This window comes from Microcella alkaliphila, from assembly GCF_002355395.1.
Lineage (GTDB): Bacteria > Actinomycetota > Actinomycetes > Actinomycetales > Microbacteriaceae > Microcella > Microcella alkaliphila_A.
This window is the reverse complement of record NZ_AP017315.1, coordinates 2,578,845-2,597,559: the sequence shown is the minus strand read 5'-3', so window position 1 is coordinate 2,597,559 and position 18,715 is coordinate 2,578,845. Positions and strand designations below refer to the sequence as shown.

At 68.5% G+C, this 18,715-nt stretch carries 16 protein-coding genes and 3 tRNA genes; 13 read left to right on the top strand and 6 right to left on the bottom strand.

Annotated elements, in window-relative coordinates; all coding sequences use genetic code 11:
- Positions 1–113: 113 nt before the first annotated feature.
- The 4 genes from CPY97_RS12670 to CPY97_RS12655 are packed head-to-tail and all read right to left on the bottom strand — an operon-like array spanning position 114 to position 3,587.
- Positions 114–518, bottom strand: a complete 405-nt coding sequence (locus tag CPY97_RS12670; RefSeq protein WP_096423138.1) for a DUF1801 domain-containing protein — start codon at positions 516–518, stop codon at positions 114–116.
- Positions 519–532: 14 nt separating this feature from the next.
- The gene (cls, locus tag CPY97_RS12665) at positions 533–2,011 is read right to left on the bottom strand and encodes a cardiolipin synthase (RefSeq protein WP_231923955.1); all 1,479 of its coding nucleotides are present in this window, start codon (positions 2,009–2,011) and stop codon (positions 533–535) included.
- A gap of 42 nt (positions 2,012–2,053) precedes the next feature.
- Positions 2,054–2,542, bottom strand: a complete 489-nt coding sequence (locus CPY97_RS12660) for a YajQ family cyclic di-GMP-binding protein (RefSeq protein WP_096423137.1) — start codon at positions 2,540–2,542, stop codon at positions 2,054–2,056.
- Positions 2,535–3,587, bottom strand: coding sequence for a LacI family DNA-binding transcriptional regulator (locus tag CPY97_RS12655; RefSeq protein ID WP_096423136.1), 1,053 nt, complete (start codon positions 3,585–3,587; stop codon positions 2,535–2,537). Before CPY97_RS12655 ends, CPY97_RS12660 begins: the two co-directional genes overlap by 8 nt.
- A 151-nt stretch (positions 3,588–3,738) precedes the next feature.
- Between CPY97_RS12655 and CPY97_RS12650 the strand changes: the two genes are divergently transcribed.
- The 3 genes from CPY97_RS12650 to CPY97_RS12640 all read left to right on the top strand — a co-directional run bounded on the left by CPY97_RS12650 (position 3,739) and on the right by CPY97_RS12640 (position 5,992).
- Positions 3,739–3,823 (top strand) — tRNA-Tyr (locus CPY97_RS12650).
- Between the two features lie 86 nt (positions 3,824–3,909).
- Complete coding sequence (locus tag CPY97_RS12645) at positions 3,910–4,734, top strand: inositol monophosphatase family protein (protein WP_197702233.1); 825 nt, start codon at positions 3,910–3,912, stop codon at positions 4,732–4,734.
- 193 nt (positions 4,735–4,927) lie between these two features.
- Complete coding sequence (locus CPY97_RS12640; RefSeq protein ID WP_096423135.1) at positions 4,928–5,992, top strand: M23 family metallopeptidase; 1,065 nt, start codon at positions 4,928–4,930, stop codon at positions 5,990–5,992.
- Positions 5,993–6,067: 75 nt separating this feature from the next.
- On the opposite strand, the gene CPY97_RS12635 is transcribed toward CPY97_RS12640, so the two are convergent.
- The gene (locus tag CPY97_RS12635) at positions 6,068–7,780 is read right to left on the bottom strand and encodes a glycoside hydrolase family 13 protein (protein ID WP_096423134.1); all 1,713 of its coding nucleotides are present in this window, start codon (positions 7,778–7,780) and stop codon (positions 6,068–6,070) included.
- A 275-nt stretch (positions 7,781–8,055) separates the two neighbouring features.
- Here CPY97_RS12635 and CPY97_RS12630 point away from each other — a divergent pair, with 275 nt between their 5' ends.
- From CPY97_RS12630 to CPY97_RS12605, 6 genes are all read left to right on the top strand, one after another.
- Positions 8,056–9,303, top strand: a complete 1,248-nt coding sequence (locus CPY97_RS12630) for a sugar ABC transporter substrate-binding protein (protein ID WP_096423133.1) — start codon at positions 8,056–8,058, stop codon at positions 9,301–9,303.
- Between the two features lie 131 nt (positions 9,304–9,434).
- Positions 9,435–11,066 carry an ABC transporter permease subunit gene (locus CPY97_RS12625; RefSeq protein WP_173826892.1) on the top strand — a complete coding sequence of 544 codons (1,632 nt, stop codon included), beginning with the start codon at positions 9,435–9,437 and terminating at the stop codon, positions 11,064–11,066.
- Position 11,067: 1 nt separating this feature from the next.
- Complete coding sequence (locus tag CPY97_RS12620) at positions 11,068–12,060, top strand: sugar ABC transporter permease (protein ID WP_096423131.1); 993 nt, start codon at positions 11,068–11,070, stop codon at positions 12,058–12,060.
- A 37-nt stretch (positions 12,061–12,097) separates the two neighbouring features.
- Positions 12,098–14,041: a glycoside hydrolase family 13 protein gene (locus tag CPY97_RS12615; RefSeq protein WP_231923954.1), complete on the top strand. Its 1,944-nt coding sequence runs from the start codon at positions 12,098–12,100 to the stop codon at positions 14,039–14,041.
- Positions 14,042–14,118: 77 nt separating this feature from the next.
- Positions 14,119–14,190, top strand: a tRNA-Thr gene (locus CPY97_RS12610).
- A gap of 31 nt (positions 14,191–14,221) precedes the next feature.
- Positions 14,222–14,298, top strand: a tRNA-Met gene (locus tag CPY97_RS12605).
- A 404-nt stretch (positions 14,299–14,702) separates the two neighbouring features.
- Here the strand turns inward: CPY97_RS12605 and CPY97_RS12600 are convergent.
- Positions 14,703–15,386 carry a hypothetical protein gene (locus CPY97_RS12600; protein ID WP_096423130.1) on the bottom strand — a complete coding sequence of 228 codons (684 nt, stop codon included), beginning with the start codon at positions 15,384–15,386 and terminating at the stop codon, positions 14,703–14,705.
- 379 nt (positions 15,387–15,765) lie between these two features.
- Between CPY97_RS12600 and CPY97_RS12590 the strand changes: the two genes are divergently transcribed.
- From CPY97_RS12590 to CPY97_RS12575, 4 genes are read left to right on the top strand one after another with little or no spacing between them, the layout of a single operon-like run.
- Complete coding sequence (locus CPY97_RS12590) at positions 15,766–16,683, top strand: hypothetical protein (protein WP_096423129.1); 918 nt, start codon at positions 15,766–15,768, stop codon at positions 16,681–16,683.
- A 32-nt stretch (positions 16,684–16,715) separates the two neighbouring features.
- A complete protein-coding gene (locus CPY97_RS12585; RefSeq protein ID WP_096423128.1) occupies positions 16,716–17,165 on the top strand; it encodes an FAS1-like dehydratase domain-containing protein in 450 nt (149 codons plus the stop codon).
- A complete protein-coding gene (locus tag CPY97_RS12580; RefSeq protein WP_096423127.1) occupies positions 17,162–17,581 on the top strand; it encodes a MaoC/PaaZ C-terminal domain-containing protein in 420 nt (139 codons plus the stop codon). Before CPY97_RS12585 ends, CPY97_RS12580 begins: the two co-directional genes overlap by 4 nt.
- Complete coding sequence (locus CPY97_RS12575) at positions 17,578–18,714, top strand: UDP-N-acetylmuramate dehydrogenase (RefSeq protein ID WP_096423126.1); 1,137 nt, start codon at positions 17,578–17,580, stop codon at positions 18,712–18,714. Before CPY97_RS12580 ends, CPY97_RS12575 begins: the two co-directional genes overlap by 4 nt.
- Position 18,715: the final 1 nt, after the last annotated feature.

Here is an 18,715-nt window from a genome sequence, read left to right as displayed (position 1 = left end):
GGAGGGGGTAGGGGTTGGTCCGAGCCGAGCCGAGCCGAGCCGAGCCGAGCCGAGCCGAGCCGAGCCGAGCCGAGCCGAGCCGAGCCGAGCCGAGCCGAGCCGAGCCGAGCCGCCTAGTGGCTGCTGTAGTGCTTCCAGGAGAGGGCGACGAGCTCGCGCAGCACGTCTTGGTCAACGGCGTCGAGCCGGCGCACGTACACGCAGTCAACCCCGCGGCGATGCGGGCCCAACCGGTCGAGCAGCTCGCTCGCTCCCTCAGCGGTCTGCAACCCGTACAGAGACAACTCCGCCTTGCGGGGCGAGAATCCCGCCTTCGGCCACACCCCCGAGTGCCCGCTCGCATACGTGTACTCGTACTCGCCGAAGCCGATGATGCTCGGCCCCCACATCACCGGCTCCTCGCCCGTGACGTCGCGGAAGAGCGCGACCAGTTCGCCGCCCTCGGACGCGCGCCGAGCATCCAAGCCCGCCAGGAAATCCTCGACAGGAACATCCGTCGGCAACGTCTTCTGCGCCATAGAGCGATGATGCCCTACTGAACGGTCGCCGTCACCCGAGCGAGCGTGTCAAACGCCGCCATGTGTCGCGGCCGCTTCTGCCACTCATCCAGCGTCAGCTCGTGCGAGTTCTCGCGGTAGAGCTGCTCGACCCGGCGCAGATCCGCGATGATCTGCGCACCGCGCACCATCACCGACACCTCCAGGTTCAGACTGAACGAGCGCATATCCATGTTGCTCGACCCGATCACCGCGACCTGGTCGTCGATCGTCACGTGCTTGGCGTGCAACACGGTCGGCGCGCGGTACAGCCAAATGCGCACGCCCGCCTTCAACAGCGCCTCGTAGTACGAGCGCTGCGCGTGAAACACCATCGGCTGGTCGCCGATCTCCGAGACAAACAACTGCACGTCCAGGCCGCTCTGCGCCGCCGTCGTAATCGCGTACAGCATCGACTCGTCGGGCACGAAATACGGCGAACAGATCTGAATCTGGTGCTGTGCGGCGTAGACCAGCGAGTTGAACAGGCGGAGATTGTTCTCACCCTCGAACGCCGGACCGCTCGGCACCACCTGCGCGTCGACGTCGTCCTCCGGCAACTCTTTCGGAATCGACGCCGTCTCGCGCAGCAGCAGCTCGTCCGTCTCCGAATACCAGTCCGTCGCAAACAGCGCGTCGATGCCCGTCACGATCGGACCCTCGAAGCGCACCATCAGCTCGCGCCACTCGAGCGTTCCCGCCCAGTGCTTCTTGCGCTTGTAGCCGCGCTCGATCAGGTTCTGTGACCCCGTGAACGCGACCCGACCATCCACGATCAAGAACTTGCGGTGGTTGCGCAGATCGGGGCGTTGCCACTGGCCGCGCCACGGGCGCACCGGCAGCATGGCGTGGAACTCGGCGCCCGTCTCGCGCAGGCGCGCAAGAGTGCGTCGGTATCCGGGCACGCGCAGCGTCGCAATGTGGTCGAACAGGATGCGGACGGTCACACCGCGCCGGACGGCAGCCTCCACCGCGGCAAAGAAGGGCTCCGTCTCGTGGTCGAACGACACGATGTAGAACTCGACGTGCACGGTCTTCGTCGCGGCGTCGACCTCCGCCGTCATCGTCTCGAACGAAGCGCTGTAGTCGGTGATGATCTCGGCCGAATTGTCTCCGACGAGCGGCATCGCCCCGAGCGCCCGGTTCAGCTCGACGATCGGCTCCAGCCACGGCGGCCACGGGTTGTCGCGCGAAACGCGATCCATTCCCTCGGTGGTCTCGATGATGTACTCGTTGATTTCGCGCTGCTTCTCGCGTCGCGACTTCGGCAGACGTCGCGAGCCGAACAGCAGGAAGAGAATGAACCCGACGTAGGGCAGAAAGAAGATCGCCAACAGCCACGCCATCGCGGTCTGCGGGCGTCGGTTCCGCGGCACGACGAACAGCGCCACGATGCGGATCGTGATGTCGACGGCGATCAAGATCACCGTCACCACGAGCGCGATCGTCGACATGTTGTCGACTGCCTCAGCCATGCGCGGAGTCTAGCGACGCGCGCGCGGCGTGGGCCCGGGGGCTCAGCGGAAGTTCACGAACTGAAGGTCGACGTCGAGGTCGGCCTTCTTCAACAGCGCGATCGTCGCCTGCAGGTCGTCGCGGCTCTTCGACTGCACCCGCAACTCGTCGCCCTGAATCTGCGCCTTCACGCTCTTCGGCGCCTCCTCACGGATCATCTTGGCGACCTTCTTGGCGTTCTCGCTCGAGATGCCGTTCTTCAGGCTCGCCTCGATGCGGTACTCCTTGCCGCTCGCGTACGGCTCGCCGACGTCGAGGCTCTTCAAGGAAATGCCGCGCTTGATCATCTTCGACTGCAGCACGTCGAGCACCGCGTTCACGCGCTCCTCTGTGCTGGCCTTCAACAGAAGCTTCTCGCCGCTCCAGTCGACCGAGGCGCCGACACCCTTGAAGTCGTAGCGCTGCGCGATCTCTTTCTGGGCCTGGTGGAGAGCGTTGTCCGCCTCCATCTTGTCGACCTTGCTGACGATGTCGAACGAGGAATCAGCCATGCGCCGATCCTACTGCGGCCGGCTGGAGGGGCACTCTGGCGGTCGAGTCGCGCACGATCAGATCGAACGGCAACGGCTGGTCGACGGCCGGAACCGAGTCCGCGCCGCCCGACGGTTGCAGCGCCTCCATCAGCAGCTCGACGGCGCGTTCGCCCTGCAGCCCGGGGTGCTGGTCGACGGTCGACAGTCCGAAGAACGGAGCGAGTTCGTGATTGTCGATGCCGATGACAGACAGGTCGCCAGGCACGCGCAACCCCATGTCGCGCGCGGCCAGCATCGCCCCGATCGCCATCTCGTCGCTCGCGGCCACGAGCGCGGTCGGGCGGATGCGCGGCTCACCCAGCAACTGCTTGGCTGCCTGATACCCGCTCTCCATCGTGAACACGGCCGGATAGTAGAGCGCGGGGTCGGGTTCGATGCCCGCTTCGCGCAGGGCGAGTTCGTAGCCGTGCCGACGGTTCGTCGGCAGGTGGAACGACAGCTCGCGTTCGACGTCACCTCCGATGTGGCCGATGACGCGGTGCCCGAGCGACAGCAGGTGCTCGGTGGCGAGCTTCGTCACGGCGACATCGTCGATGCTGAACGTGGGCACCCCGGGGATCGGCCCGCCCACGCCGACGAGCGGCCGGCCGAGCGCGTGCAGCGAGTCGACCTCCTGCTCGGTGAGTTCCAGGCTGACGGCGAGCACGGCGTCGACTCGTTTGCGCAGCAGGAAGTGCTCGAACACGCTCGAACGCTCGTCGTCGTGGCCCGACAGGTTGTACAGGGTGAGGTCGTAGCCGTACTGCATGAGCCGGCGCTGCGCCCCCTCGATCACGGAGGTGTAGAACCACCGATTGAGAAAGGGCACGACGACACCGACGTTGCGGGTGCGCCCCGTGGCGAGGCTCGAGGCGTCGGCGTTGACGACGTACCCCAGCTGACCGGCCGCGGCTGCGACCTTCTCGCGCGTGCGGGGCGCGACGTGCCCGCGGCCGCTGAGCGCGCGTGACACCGTGGCCGTGGACACGCCTGCGAGCTTGGCGACGTCGTCGATACCGGTCATGACTACGCTCTTTTCGAAAGTTTGGGCCCAGACTAACGCGCCCACCCCAGTTTGCAAGCGCTTGCACTCAACTGGTCGTCGCGGACCCTCGCGACCGTATAAACTCGTTGCGCGCACCCGGTCGCTGAATACAGCGGGCGGGCGCGCGCACGGCGAGTTACCCAAGCGGCCAAAGGGATCTGACTGTAAATCAGCCGGCGTAGCCTTCGGGGGTTCGAATCCCTCACTCGCCACCATGGGACGGCCCCGCCGCTCGAGACGATCGAGCGCGGGGCCGTTTTCTTGGTGATCGACGTCGCGCGGCGCCTGGAAGACTGGACGCATGATGTCGCCCGCTCCCGCCCGCCCGTCCGACAGCGACCTGCTTGCACTCGCGCTCGACATCGCTTCGGAGGCAGGGCGGATGATCGCCACGGCCCGCGAGGGCACGGTCACCGTCGCCGAGCGCAAGTCGTCGTCGACCGACGTCGTCACCCAGGTCGATCGTGACGCCGAGGCGCTCATCCGCCGCCGCATCGCGGAGGCGCGACCCGATGACGCGTTCTTCGGTGAGGAGAGCGGCGGGGGCGAGGGGTCCAGCGGCCTGACCTGGGTCGTCGATCCGATCGACGGCACCGTTAACTATCTGTACGGCATCCCGCACTACGCGGTGAGCATCGCCGTCGTCGAGGGCCCGGCTGATCCGGCGCACTGGATCGAGCGCGTTGGTGTCGTGCTGAACCCTGCCGCCGGCGAGATCTTTACGGCGGTGCGCGGGGGCGGCGCTTTCCTCGGTGACCGGGCCCTCCGCATCCCTGCGCCACCGGCGCTCGATCAGGCGCTCATCGCGACCGGCTTTGCGTATGACGCGGAGTTGCGCGGTCGGCAGGGGGCCGCCGTGGCCGCCATGTTGCCGCGCGTGCGCGACATTCGTCGCCTGGGCACGGCGTCGCTCGACCTGTGCAACCTGGCTGCGGGTCGGGTCGATGCGTACTTCGAGCGCACCCTGAACCCCTGGGATCACGCGGCCGGAGGTCTCGTCGTCCAGGAGGCCGGTGGGGTCGTGGTCGGCCGCGGAGGGGCTGCGCCGAGTCGCGATTTTTTGATCGCCGTGCACCCCGACCTGCGTGATTCTGTGGAGAAGCTGCTCGACGAGATCGGGGCCTGATGTTTACTGTCCGGACCCCCACGTCGCTTCGTAGACAACCTATGAATCCGGTTCGCGGACTTTTCGTTTCCCGCACAAGCGGTTAGCCTTTACCAGTTCGTGATAAACGGAGGCGGTTCCCCGCGTCACAAACGAGCGCCCAGACCCGATCGACACTGACCCGAACGACGCAGAGAAACACCCCACCACCCTTATGACCGATGACCTCACGCGGCTGACCGCCTCTCTTGGCGACCCCGCGGCCACATCGGACGGCGGTTCGGCGCAGCCGTCGACGCGTCGTGAAGCGCGCGCCGCCGAGGGGCACCAGTCGCGTCGGGCACTGCGTGAGGCCGAGGCCGCACAGGCCGCGTCGCGTCGTTCGCGTCGCGCAAGCACGAGCCCCTCTCCGGCGGTGTCGGCATCGAGCCGCCGAGGCGTCGTCCCGCGACCGCCGGCTGGCCCCGTCGCCACGACGAACTCGGCCGTCGCCGCCGCGCCCACAGTGCCGCTGCGCAAGCGCGTGGCCCGCAAGGTCTTCCCGCCGATCGTCATGGCAGCGGCCGCGGCACTCATCATCGGCACGTCGGTTCCTTCCAGCGTTCTCGGTGACCCGAACGCCCCCGCGGCGACCGCGTCGCTCGGAGAGGTCGCGAGCGCCCTCGACGCCGGTGCCGTTATCGAGACGGGTGCCAGCCGTGCCGCCACCGACGCCCCCGAGGCTCAGGTGCTCTCGGCCGCGGCCGAGGACGCCAGCGCACTTCCCGTCGCCAGCCGCGACGACTGGAGCGTCACCTCGTACGCCGAGATGATGCGCCTGCGCTACGGCAACCGCACCTTCGCCTACGCGACCACCGGTGCGGGCGCCGTGCGCTGGCCCTTCCCGTTCGCCGCCCCGATCAGCTCGGGCTTCGGCAGCCGCGCGGCTCCCTGCTGGGGCTGCTCGAGCTACCACCAGGGCCTCGACTTCGTTCCCGGCTACGGCACGCCCATCCAGGCGATCGCCGGTGGCACGGTCACCCTCGCGCAGCAGGGCGGCGGCTTCGGCAACCACGTACACATCGACCACGTGATCAACGGCCAACGCGTCACGAGCGTCTACGCCCACATGGTGTGGGACTCCTCCCCGCTGCGCGTCGGCGACACCATCGAGGCGGGCGACTTCGTCGGCCTCGTCGGATCGAGCGGCATGTCGACCGCTCCGCACCTGCACTTCGAGCTGCACCTCGACGGCGTCCCGGTCGACCCGTACGCCTGGCTCATCACCAACGCCTCGTAGGCCCAGACCTTAACGAACGAGCCCCGGATGCGCGCTCAGCGCGTCCGGGGCTCGTTGCGTCGCGGTGCGGTCGCGTCAGCTCGCCGCCCGCAGCCAGACGGTGGTGTCGGTCGGCACGGCACGGCCGTCGAGCGGACCGCTCGCGAGGAGGACCTCGCCGGCCGGAAGCTCGATCGCGCCCTCGCCGAGGTTGGCGATCACGATGATGTCGCCCGTGCGGAACGCCACTGCGTCGTCGCCGAGATCGATCCACGAGACGGATCCTTCGCCGAGGCGCAGTTCCGCCCGCAGGGCCAGAGCGCGACGGTACAGCTCGAGCGTCGAGCTGGGGTCGCCCTCCTGCGCGTCGCGCGCGATCGCGCTCCACTCGGCGGGCTGGGGCAGCCAGCTCTCGCCGGTTGCGTTGAAGCCGAACGCGGGGGCGTCGGCCTCCCACGGCAGCGGTACGCGGCACCCGTCACGGCCGTAGACCTCGCCGTTCGTGCGGTGGAACGTCGGGTCTTCGCGCACGTGGTCGTCCAGCTCGATGACCTCGGGCAGGCCCAGCTCCTCACCCTGGTACAGGTACGCGCTGCCGGGCAGGCTCAGCATGAGCGCCGTCGCGGCACGCGCTCGCTTGAGGCCGAGCACCTCGTCGGGCTTGTCCTCCGACGCCGGGCCGATGCCGCTCGCAGGGGCGGCCGCGTGCACGGTCAGGCCGAGGCGGCTCGCGTGGCGCACGACGTCGTGGTTGGACAGCACCCACGTGCTCGGCGCGCCGACATCACCGAACGCGACAATCGACTCGTCGATGACGGTGCGAAGCTTCGGAGCCTCCCACGGCGTCGAGAGGTAGCTGAAGTTGAATGCCTGGTGCATCTCGTCGTCGCGCACCCACAGGGCGGCACGGCTGAGCGGCTCGACCCACGCCTCGGCGCACAGAACGCGATCGCCGTCGTACTCGGCGAGAACCTTGTGCCAGTCGCGATAGACGTCGTGCACGGGAGGCTGCGCCCAGTAGGGCACCTCGTCGGGCTTCATCATGGCCTCGGCGAGGCTCTCGCCCTCCTCCGGCTCTGGCACGTCGGGCAGTCCGTCCGCCTTCATGAGGCCGTGGGCGACGTCCACGCGGAAGCCGTCGGCCCCGCGGTCAAGCCAGAACCGCAGAATCTCGCGGAAGCGCTCCCAAACCCACTCGTTCTTCCAATTGAAGTCGGGCTGAGTCGAGTCGAACAGGTGGAGGTACCACTGACCGGGCTCGCCGTTCGCTTCGGTCACCCGCGTCCAGGCGGGGCCGCCGAAGATCGACTGCCAGTTGTTCGGGGGCAGCTCGCCGTTCTCACCTTTGCCCTCGCGGAACATGAAGCGGTCGCGCTCGACGGAACCGGGGCCGGCGGCCAGTGCCTCCTGGAACCACACGTGCTCGCTCGAACAGTGGTTCGGAACGAGGTCGACGATGACCCGAAGGCCGAGCTCGTGAGCCCGCTCGCGCATCCGATCGAAGTCAGCGAGGGTGCCGAACAGTGGGTCAACGTCGCAGTAGTCGCTGACGTCGTACCCCGCGTCGTTTTGCGGCGACCGGAAGAACGGAGATAGCCAGACGGCGTCGACGCCGAGAGCGGCGAGCGAGTCGAGACGCTCGGTGATTCCGGCGAGGTCGCCGATGCCGTCGCCGTTCGCATCGGCGAACGAGCGCGGATAGATCTGGTAGATGACGGCGGTGCGCCACCACTCTTTACCCGGCTGGGATGCACGGGTGTGCGAGACACGCTCGGGCGCGCCAGTAGGGCTCAAGGTTTCATTGGGCATGCGGCCACGATACGCGAAAAGGCTGACTGTGGAAACGGTTCCACGTGGTGGAAGCGTTTCCAGGCTTCCAGCACTCTTTCAGCGAGTGGTCGCGGAGCATCCGGCAAAAATCCATGGTTGTGGGGATTCAGCGGAAGCGCTATAACTGTAAGCGCTTGCAATCCGCGAGCGCATCAAGAGAATGGCCTCTTGGCGACGGTGACCGTCTGCCACGGGCAGACAGCACCGGCAGCGCGCCGGCGACGAGGCCGTCCGCACACGAAAGGTACCCACCGATGAAGGTGACCCGCAGCCTGTTGACCACAGGAGCGATGGCGGCCTCCGCCGCACTGCTCCTCGGCGCCTGCGCCGGCGAGGCCGAGCCAGTCGACCCTACGACCGCCCCCGAGACCCCCGCGGCGTCGAGCACGCTGACCGTGTGGGTCGACGCTGACCGCGCCGGAGTCCTGGAGGACATCGCCGCTCAGTTCGAAGCCGACCGCGGTGTTGCGGTCGAGCTCGTGACGAAGGACTTCGGAGCCATCCGCGACGACTTCATCACGCAGGCCCCGACCGGCAACGGCCCAGACGTGATCGTCGGCGCGCACGACTGGCTCGGCAAGCTCGTTCAGAACGGTGTTGTTGCGCCGCTCGAGCTCGGTGACGCCGCCAGCGACTTCCAGGACGTCGCGATCACGGCCATGAGCTACGAGGGCCAGACGTACGGTCTGCCCTACTCGGTCGAGAACATCGCGATGATTCGCAACACCGACCTGGTCGCCGAGGCGCCCGCCACCTTCGACGAGCTCATCGCCGCCGGCCAGGCCGCCGGTACCGAGTACGCCTTCCTCGTCGGCCTCGACCCGGCAGCGTCTGACCCGTACCACCTGTACCCGCTGCAGGCCTCGTTCGGCGCCCCGGTCTTCGAGATCACTGCCGACGGCACCTACGACCCGACGACGCTCGCCCTTGGCAACGAGGGTGGCGAGCAGTTCGCCACGAAACTTGCCGAGTGGGGCTCACAGGGCATCCTGAACACCAACATCACGGGCGACATCGCCCGCGAGGAGTTCATCGCCGGCAAGTCGCCGTTCTTCCTCACCGGCCCGTGGAACCTGCCGGCCATCAAGGAAGGCGGCATCAACTACGCCATCGACCCGATCCCGACCGCCGGTGGAGAGACCGCCTCGCCGTTCGTCGGTGTGCAGGGCTTCTTCGTGTCGTCGCGCAGCGAGAACCCCATCGCCGCCACCGAGTTCCTCGTGAACTACATCGGTAGCGAAGAGGTGCAGACCGCACTGTACGAGGTCGGTGGCCGCGCCCCGGCGCTGCTGAGCGCCTTCGAGGCCGCGCAGGGCGACGCTGACGTCGCCGCCTTCGGCGCGGTCGGCGCGACCGGAGTCCCGATGCCGAACGTTCCCGCGATGGACGTCGTGTGGAGTGACTGGGGCTCGACCCAGGTCGCCATCATCAACGGCCAAGGTGACCCGGTCGAGCTGTGGCGCGCGATGGTTGCGAGCATCCAGGAGAAGGTCGACGGCTAAGCCTCGAGACCGCAGGTGACAAGCGAGGCCCTTCGCGAGCATCCGCATCGCGGAGGGCCTCGCTGCACCGTCACGGTGCCGACCGCGCTCGGCGCCGCACCACACCCTCCTGTGCAGTGAGACGAGGAACGATGAGCAACACCACTCCAGGGACGGACCAGCCGGTCGTCACGCCCCCACCCCGTACCCGCGGCGGCGGAATCCCCGCCCGCGTCATGGCGACCAACTCGAGCAACAGCCTGCGCGGCTGGGCGTTCAAGATCGTGTTGCTCGGCCTCGTCGACTCGCTCGCCGTGTTCGCCATGTTCGTCCTGTTCATGCAGGAGTCGTGGCTCATCTTCGGCATCACGCTCGCCGTGACCCTCGTCATCAACTGGATCTACCTGCGGCCTGGGGGCCTGCCCGCCAAGTACCTGGCGCCGGGCCTGCTGTTCCTCGCCGTGTTCCAGATCTTCGTCGTCGTGTACTCGGGCTACATCGCCTTCACGAACTACGGCGACGGGCGGAACGGCACGAAAGAGGATGCGATCGCAAACATCCAGCTCACGTCGCTGAACCGCGTGCCCGACTCTCCGACCTTCCGCCTCCAGGTGCTGGAGCAGGGCGGCGACTACGCCTTCCTTGTGACCACCCCGACCGGCGAGGTGCTCCTCGGCAGCCCCGATGAGCCGCTCGCACCGGCCGGCGGCGCCGAACTCGACTCGACCGGCAAGGCCGTCGCCGTCGACGGCTACACCTCGCTGAGCTTTGCCGACCTGCTCGCCAACCAACGCGCCATCACGAACCTCTCGGTGCCGTTCAGCGATGACCCGGCCGACGGGGCGCTACGCACCCCGGACGGTTCGAACGCCTACCTCTATCTGTCGGCCCTCGAATACGACGAGGCCACCGACACCTTCACCGACGCGGCGGGAACCATCTACCGAGACGGTGGCAACGGCGCCTTCGTTAGCGACGATGGTCGCGAGCTGATCCCCGGCTGGACGATCAATGTCGGTTTCGACAACTTCGTGAAGGCGTTCACGAGTGACAACATTCGCGGGCCGCTCATCAGCGTCACCATCTGGACCTTCGCCTTCGCGATCCTCTCCGTCGCGACCACGTTCGCGCTCGGACTGTTCCTCGCGATCGTGTTCAACAAGCCCGGCATGAAGGGCAAGAAGGCCTACCGGCTCATCATGATCCTCCCGTACGCCTTCCCCGGCTTCCTCTCGGGGCTCGTCTGGCTCGGGTTGTTCAACCAGGACTTCGGGTACATCAACCAGGTCTTGTTTGGTGGGGCGAGCATCCCGTGGCTGACCGATCCGTGGCTGGCGAAGATCAGCGTCTTGACGGTGAACCTGTGGCTCGGCTTCCCCTACATGTTCCTCATCTGCACGGGGGCGCTGCAGTCGATTCCGGAGGAGCTGACGGAGGCCGCCACCGTCGACGGCGCCAAACCCTGGGCCGTGTTCCGACTCATCAAGTTCCCGCTGCTGCTCGTGTCGGTCGCGCCGCTGCTCATCTCGAGCTTCGCGTTCAACTTCAACAACTTCAACATCATCTACATGCTGACGGGAGGCGGTCCGCGCGACGTCACCGCCGGCGTGGATGCGGGTGCCACCGACATCCTCATCACGCTCGTCTACAAGGTGGCGTTCGGCGCCGGAACCGGCCGCGACTACGGCCTCGCGAGCGCCTTCGCGATCCTGATCTTCATCATCGTCGCGACGGTGTCGATCATCAGCTTCCGCCAGACCAAGGCCCTCGAGGAGTTGAACTGACATGACGAACCCCTTCAACCCGTCCGACGGCCAACAGATCGGCGCGCGCCTCAACCCGGCGGTCGCCGGGGCGGCGACCACCGTCGCGACCGCGCCGTCCGCTGACCGGCCGCACACGAGCATCCCGGAGCGCCGCAAGCGCGGCTTCCTCTTCTGGGCCCGTGACACCGGGTGGCGGCACCTCATCGGCATCGTCATGCTCGTCTTCGCGGCGTTCCCGCTGCTGTACGTGCTGTCGGCCTCGCTCAACCCCACGGGAACGCTGGTCGGATCGAACGTGCTGTTCCGCACGATCGACTTCGGCAACTACGTCGAGCTGTTCCAGCTGCCGCAGCAGCCGTACGCGGCGTGGTTCCTGAACACGATGATCATCGGGCTCACGACCGCGGTCGGCACCGTCTTCCTCGGGGCGCTCGCCGCGTACGCCTTCTCGCGGATGCGCTTCACCGGCCGCCGGGTTGGCCTGCTGACCCTGCTGCTCGTGCAGATGTTCCCGCAGTTGCTCGGCGTCGTCGCTATCTTCTTGCTGCTGAGTGGAATCGGCGACATCTTCCCGCAGATCGGAATTGGCACCCAGGCCGGCCTGATTCTCGTCTACCTCGGCGGCGCGCTCGGCGTGAACACGTACCTCATGTACGGGTTCTTCAACACCGTGCCTGTCTCGATCGACGAAGCGGCGAAGATCGACGGCGCGAGCCACGCGCGCATCTTCTTCACGATCATCCTGCGCCTCGTCGCGCCGATCCTCGCCGTGGTCGGGCTACTGTCGTTCATCGCGACCACCAGCGAGTTCGTCATCGCCTCGGTCGTGCTCACGAGCCCGCAGACGCAGACCCTCGCGGTCGGGCTGTATCAGTTCATCAGTCAGGAGACGTCCACGAACTGGACGATCTTCTCGGCGGGAGCGGTGCTCGCGGCGATCCCCGTGATGGCGCTGTTCCTCTACCTGCAGAAGTACATCATCGGCGGGCTCACCGCCGGCAGCGTCAAGTAAGACGACGCGCGCGTCACCGCGAAGGACCACCCCGCCCGTGCTGCCTGAAATCGATGCCCGTCCGCACCATGACGGGTCGCCCCTCTACGTCTCGACCCAGGAGCCCGCGCTCGGCGATGCCGTGCGCGTGCGCCTGCGCGTTCCCCACCGCTACGGCCACGTAGCCGGGGTGAAGACGCGCTCGAACCCCAACCATGAGCCGCGGTTCACCCCGGCGGTCATCGTGCATCACGACGACGATGCGAGCTGGTGGGAGGCCGAGCTGCTGATCGAGAACCCGATCCACGGCTACCGCTTCATCATCACCCGGGCGAGCGGCGAGACGCACTTCCTCTCGCAGGCCGGCCTCAGCGACATCGAGACGCGCGACGACGACGACTTCCGCCTCGTGACCTTCGCGCCGCCGCCGGCGTGGGGGGCGGAGGCAGTCATGTACCAGGTGTTCCCCGATCGCTTCGCCCGATCATCCGCCGCCGACGGCCGCGACCTGCCCGAGTGGGCAGAGCCGGCCGAGTGGCACGACGAGCCGATCTACCAGGGTCCGTCGACGCCGCGGCAGTTCTACGGGGGAGACCTCGACGGAATCACCCAGCATCTCGACCACCTCGAGCGGCTCGGCGCGACCGTGCTGTACCTGACCCCGGTGTTCCCCGGCCGGTCGAATCACCGCTACGACGCCCACAGCTTCGACCAGGTCGACCCGCTTCTCGGCGGGGACGAGGCGCTTGTGCGGCTCGTTGAGGCGGCGCACGCGCGCGGAATCAAAGTGATGGGCGACCTGACGCTCAACCACTCGGGCGACGCCCACGAGTGGTTCGTCGCGGCCCGGGCGAGCGCCGACGCGCCCGAGCGCGCCTTCTACTACCTCGACGACGACGGCGGCTACGTGTCGTGGCTCGGCGTCGAAAGCCTGCCGAAGCTCAACTGGGCAAGCGACGAGCTGCGCCGCCGCTTCATCGACGGCCCCGACTCCGTCGTCGGCCGCTGGCTGCAGCAGCCGTACGGCCTCGACGGCTGGCGCATCGACGTCGCCAACATGACCGGCCGCCTCGACGACCACGACCTCAACGCCGAGGTGCGACAGCTCACCCAGGCGACCATGCGCAGCGTCAACCCCGACACCCTGCTCCTCGCCGAGAGCACCAACGACGCGCAGAGCGACATGCAGGGTGACGGCTGGCACGGCGCCATGACCTACGTCAGCTTCACCCGACCCGTCTGGGCGTGGCTCAGCGAGCCTGGCCCCATCAGCTGGTTCTTCGGCCTGCCGTACCCGGTCATGCCCCAGTACACGGGTCACCAGGTCGCCGACGCGAACACCCGCTTCACCGCGGCGATGCCCTGGCGCTCGCGCTTGAACTCGATGAACGCCCTCGACACGCACGACACCTCCCGCTTCGTCACGCGGGCCCGCCCCGGCGCCGTGCCGGTGGCGCTCGGCCTGTCCCTGTCGCTACCGGGAATCCCCGTCGTCTTCGCCGGCGACGAGTTCGGCTTCACCGGCGAAAACGGCGAACACTCGCGCACACCGATCCCCTGGGACCGCCTCGACGACTACGCCCCCACCATCGACCTCTACGCCGACCACCTGCGCCTGCGGCGCGAGCACCCTGCTCTCGGCACCGGCTCGCTGCGCTGGCTGCACGTCGGCGACGATGCGCTCGTCTTCGTGCGCGAACTCGCCGACGAGACCGTGCTCGTACTCGCGGCGCGCGACGACGCCGACATCGCGCTCGACGGCATCGACGCGGGCGCAGCCGTGCGGCTCATCGGAGACGGCGAACTCGCGGTGGATGCACGGGGCGAGACCGTCGCGGACGGCACCCGCCAGACCGGGCCCGCCGCGCGCATCCGGTCGACAGGGATGTCCTTCACCGCGTGGGCGCTACCCGGAATCGACGCCCCCGCCTTCCCCGGACACGGGGTGCCCGCGGCCGCCGACAGCCCCCAATGGAGCGTCGTCTCGCGCTCCGACGCGTGAGCAGAACGGCGGTCTGACACGCCACGCGACAGGTGCTAATCTTCTCTGGTGCCGAAATCGGGTAACCGATCGGTCGCGCCCCGATAGCTCAGTGGTAGAGCACTTCCATGGTAAGGAAGGGGTCGTCAGTTCAATCCTGACTCGGGGCTCTGAAGCGGGGGTGTAACCCCGGTTTCGCCCGGCGGGGTAGCTCAGGTGGTTAGAGCACACGGCTCATAATCGTGGTGTCGCGGGTTCGAGTCCCGCCCTCGCTACCAATCTCGAGACGGCTGGCCCTGGCTGGCGCCGCAGACGCTGGTTCGCGTCTGCGGGGTTCGAGTCCCGCCCTCGCTACCAATTCTCGAGACGGCTGGCCCTGGCTGGCGCCGCGAACGCTGGTTCGCGTTCGCGGGGTTCGAGTCCCGCATTCCGAGACAACGCATCCCCTGACACCCTTGCCTACAGTCGTGACCGCAACGCGTGTCCGCGACGTCAGCAGGGGTGCGCGACACGCCGCTGACGGCGACTGGAGTTCGGCGTGTCACGGTGGCGGGCTGACGTCGCGGACACCGGGGTGGCTCACCCGGCCACCTTCGATGGTCGAATGCGCACCACGTCACGCGCAGGTGCGTCGCATTTCAGCGCCAGCGCCGCGAGACGGCTGGCCCAGGCCGACGCTTGCTCAGCGGGTCTGGCGCAGGCGCTTCCACCACGGGCGACCCGGCGTACCCGACGCGCTCCGGGCGCCGCTCGCGCCGACGACCAGGGGTCGACCCTCCGCCTTGGCGAGCATCACCTGCAGCTCGTCCTCGATGGCGCGGATCGCGCGGCGCTGCTGCTCGGGGTCGAGCGAGTCATCCGACCGCGGCTCGAACGGCAGGGGAGCCGCCGAGACGATTTCCATCAGGTTGTCGTGCTTGACGCCGGCCCCCACGGCGTCGACGGCCGCGTCGTCGTCACCCAGCTCGATGAGTTTCTGCGCCACGGCGCGGTTCGTGTTCTCGCGCTGCCGCAAAAGGTACACGTCTTCCTGGCCGTAGTCGTGCTGGTGCCGCGAGCGGCCGATGCGGCGGGCCGCCTTCGGACGCAGCGCCGCGAGGCGCTCCGCCTCGCGTTCCAGCTCGTCGGCAAGCCCTGCCAACTCTTCGCGCACCATGGTGCGTACGACAGCGTCGTCCCACGGCTTGCCGTCGCGCAGCATCCACACGATCGTGCGGTTCTTCACCTTCATGCGCAGTGCCGCCATCGAGACGAGGATGCCCTCCTCGATCAGCTCATCGCGGCGCTTCTCAGCGCGGGTGCGTGTGTCGGTTTCGGGCTCGGGTGCGGGCGCCTCTTCGCCCGTCTCGCCCCGTTCATCCGCCACGGATGCAGTCTATTGAGGCCCCCCTCACAGCCGCCCCAGAAAAAATCGCGCGACACGCCGAACCACTACATCTGGGGGAATGACACGAGTGTCATTCCGTGTATATAGTGGAGCTCCACCGCCGGACGGCGGGATTCCATCAGACACAGGAGGCCCGACATGGACAACGAAAACGACACCGTCGGTGGCTACGCAGTGCCCGTCGACCCGATGGACCTGCTGCAGTGCGAGAGCTGCCAGTAGTCCCCACATGACTTCCGTCTCGGCGCTGCATCGCTGAGACCTCACCCGAAACCCCGGCTTCCACCGCAGGAAGACCGGGGTTTCGTGGTCCAATGGCGACACACCCGCACCCTCTGGCCGGAAGGGGAGCATCGCGATGACCGCAATTGCTGGCGCCGATGCGCCCGAGACGCGCCCCGCCGCGCGGATCGCGAGCGATGCCGAAGTGCTCGACCGCGTGCACCGCACCCTCGGTCCCGTCGATGTCGTCGTCGAGCACTGGGGCAGGCACAAGACCTCCCGCGTGCTGCACGTCGTCACCCGCGGCGGCGAACAGGCGGTCGTCAAATGGCATCGCGATGACGGCCCCTACCGCCGCGAGAGCGAGTCGCTGCAGCAGTACGCGGTGGCGCTCGGCGGGGATGCGCCGCGCATCGTCACGCTCGACGACGGGCTGCGGCTGCTCGTTCTCTCACGCCTGCTCGGCGAACCCGCCGCGGGCACGCCCCACGAGACCGACCCCGACATCCACTACCGGCTCGGCGAACTGGTGCGAAAGCTTCACGACGCAGAACCGCCGCGACGTCACGACCGGTTCGGCCGACTCATCGCCGCCGAGTTCGAGCGCTGGAGCCTCGAGGCCGAGCGCGTCTTCGGCGTCGGCGATGACCCCGCCGACGAGCGCCACCTGGCGCGGCAGCACGTCGCCACCGCCCTCGACCTCGGCGTCTTCGACCACGTGCCCGCCCACCGAGCGCTGCGCCCTGAGCACTGGATCATCGACCCGGGCGGCCACGTGCGCCTCATCGACTTCTCGCAGGCCGAGCACGAGCCGCGGATCGTCGACCTGCTGTGGCTCGAGTACGGACCCTGGCGCGATGCCCCGTGGCTGCGTGCAGCGTTTCTGCACGGCTACGGGCGCACGCCGACCGATCGCGACCAGTCCGCACTGAACGCGGTGGCGGCGACACGCGGTCTCGAGTTGCTGGTGCGCGGCACGCGCACGCGCAACGCCGCCGAGAAGCGGCTCGGCCGGGCGATGCTCGACCGGCTGCTCGGCGCCACGCTCTTCTGACCGGGTCTGCCGCCCCGTCCTAGACTGGCCGGGTGCCCGTGAATCCTGACCTGCCCGAGCGCACCTTTCCGCCCGTCGCCCCGTATCTCGTGGGGCGCGAGAAGGTGCGCGAATTCGCCCGCGCGACCCGAGCATCCGCCGCCGTGCACCACGACGTCGAGGCCGCGCGCTCCGCGGGCTTCGCCGATGTGGTGGCGCCCCCGACCTTTCCGATCGTCGTGGCCGAGGCTACGCTGCAGCAGTTGCTGGCCGAGCCCGACGCCGGCATCGACTTCAGCCGCGTCGTGCACGGCGACCAGCGCTTCACCTACTCGCGGCCGGTCGTCGCCGGCGAGGAGCTCACGGCGACGCTGCGCGTGACGGGCGTGAAGACGCTCGGCGGCAACGCGATGGTCACGAGCGAAACCGACATGGTCGACGCCGCCGGCCAGCACGTCGTCACGAGCGTGTCGACCCTCGTCGTGCGGGGGGACGACGCATGAGCATCGCCGAAACACTGGGCATCGAGCTCGGCCAGGTCGTCGCCGACCAGACCCTCACCCTTACCCGCGACTCGCTCGTGCGCTACGCCGGCGCGAGCGGCGACTTCAACCCGATCCACTACCGCGACGACGTCGCCGCCCGGGTCGGGCTGCCGGGCGTGCTCGCCCACGGCATGCTGACAATGGGCGTCGCGATCGGCGCCGTCACCGACTGGCTGGATGCCCGGGGCTGGGTTTCCGACTACCAGGTGCGCTTCACGCGCCCCGTCGTCGTCGACCCGGTCGACGGTGCCGAGGTGCAGCTCGTGGCGACGGTCGGCGCCCTCGACGACGATGAGGCCCGTATCGACCTGACCGTCTCGTACGGCGGCCAGACGGTGCTCGGCAAGGCGCAGGCGCGCATCCGCACGCTGTGAGTTCCCACGCCGAGGGTACAGCCGACGCCGGGACGGCGCTCGCCGAGCTGACGACGCTGCGCGTCGGCGGGCCCGCCGCGCGGCTGGTCGAGGCGACGACGGTCGACGAGCTGGTCGACGCGGTGCTCGACGCGCAGGCCCACGACGACGAGTGGCTGGTGCTCGGTGGCGGGTCGAACGTGCTCGTCGGCGACGCGGGCGTCGACGGCACGGTGATTCGGGTGGCCACGCGCGGCATCGAGCGCCTGCCCGACGCCGAAAGCTCCCGCCGCCCGGTGCGGCTGCGGGTCGCGGCGGGTGAAGCGTGGGACGAGCTCGTTGCGCACACGGTCGCCGCGGGCTTCGCGGGGCTCGAGGCCTTGAGTGGCATTCCCGGTTCCACCGGCGCCGCCCCCATTCAAAACATCGGCGCCTACGGCCAGGAGCTGTCGGAGAGCCTTGTCGCCGTCGAGATCCTCGACCTCACGACGGGTGAGCGCCGCCGCGTGCCCGCCCCCGAGTTGGAGCTCGGCTACCGCGCGAGCGTCATCAAGGCCGGTCGCCCCTGGATCGTCCTCTCGGTCGACCTCGCCCTGGAACGCAACGAGGATGCCCGCAGCCGGCCGGTCGCGTACGCCCAGCTCGCCGACGCGCTCGGCGTGAGCGTCGGCGAGCGTGCCCCCGTCGCCGGCGTGCGATCCGCTGTCCTGCGGTTGCGCGCATCCAAGGGGATGGTGCTCGACGAGAACGATCCCGATTCGGTGAGCGCCGGCTCGTTCTTCACGAACCCGATCGTGAGCGCCTCCTTCGCGCGCACCCTGCCGTCGGATGCGCCGCGCTGGTCGACGGCGCCCGAGCCGCCCGCCATGGCGGTGCCGCTCGGTCACGAGCCCGTGCCGCCGCCCGAACCGGTCGACGCCCCGGTGAAGCTCAGCGCCGCCTGGCTGATCGAGCACGCGGGCATCACGCGCGGTTTCCGGCTGGGCGCCTCGCGCGCCGCGGTGTCGAAGAAGCACACGCTGGCGCTCACGAACACGGGCGGGGCGACGGCGGCCGAGATCGCCGAGTTGGCGCGGTATATCCAGACCCGGGTGCTCAGCGAGTTCGGCGTCATGCTGCACCCCGAGCCGGTGTTCGTCGGCGTCGCGTTGTAGC